Source organism: Amycolatopsis echigonensis, assembly GCF_014174495.1.
Lineage (GTDB): Bacteria > Actinomycetota > Actinomycetes > Mycobacteriales > Pseudonocardiaceae > Amycolatopsis > Amycolatopsis echigonensis.
The window spans coordinates 1-996 of sequence record NZ_JACJHR010000245.1; the positions used below are offsets into that span (position 1 = coordinate 1).

Consider the following 996-nt stretch of genomic DNA (forward strand, 5'->3'; position numbering starts at 1 on the left):
CCCGCCCGCGATCAGCCAGGTCTTGTGGCTGTGCCGCAGCCCGTGGAACGTCAACCCGGGACACACCGCATACGCGCGAACACCCGGTCTGCGGCAGCCGTCGATCGCCGGCCGCAGGACCCTCCGGTCGAACGTGGACCGCCACAACCAGGTCCCGTTCGAGGTCGTGAACACGAACTCGAAGGGATGGCTCTCCAGGTGCCGGCGCAGCAACCGGACCAGAAACGGCGGCAACGCGATCCGCCGCGCCGACGACGGCGTCTTCGGCGGCCCCAGCCACCGCCGGCCCCGGCACTCGTGCAACAAACCCCGCTCCGGATCCACGACCAAATGCCCCGTCTCGAGGTCCACATTGTCGCGATGCAGCGCCACCAGCTCGCCCCACCGGCACCCCGTCCACGCCGCCGTGATTACCAACAGCCGCGCCACGTCACCGCCCAGGGCCCCGGCCTGATCCGCGATCCGCAGCACCTGCTCCGGCGTCGCCCACACCCGCTCCCGCACCAGCGTCCGGCACCGCCGGCCGCGGCGGTGCCGCTGCCGCACCGGATTCACCGCGATCAACCGCTCGTCCACCGCATCAGCCAAGATCATCGACAACAGCTTCGCCCAGCTCGACACCGTCGCCGGCGCATACCCCGCCTCGGCCGCCGCCCTCCGCCACGCATCCACCTCCAGCGCAGTGATCTCCCCGATCGGCCTCGACCCGAACCGCGCCAACACATGACACCGCAGATAACTCTCGTAATTGTCCCGAGTCCGCGGATCCACATCCTGCACCGGCAACCACCGCTCCACCCAATCCCTCAGCAGAACCCGGCCCTCCGCAGGATCGACCCACACCCTGCGACGCTGATCAGACTCCATATCCCCCGCGTACCCGACCGCAGCCCGCAACGACCCAAACCCCGACACCGAACCAACACCACCACCCGCCCGGCGATAACGAACCCGCCACGAACACCGCCCAGACTGCTCCACCCACGCCACGACAAC

The 996-nt window shown here is 69.5% G+C and carries 1 protein-coding gene; it reads right to left on the minus strand.

The window, feature by feature from the left end:
- Positions 1-843 (minus strand): tyrosine-type recombinase/integrase (locus tag H5411_RS46560; RefSeq protein ID WP_183128034.1); only part of this gene is annotated, 843 nt, incomplete at its 3' end.
- Between the last annotated feature and the right edge of the window lie 153 nt (positions 844-996).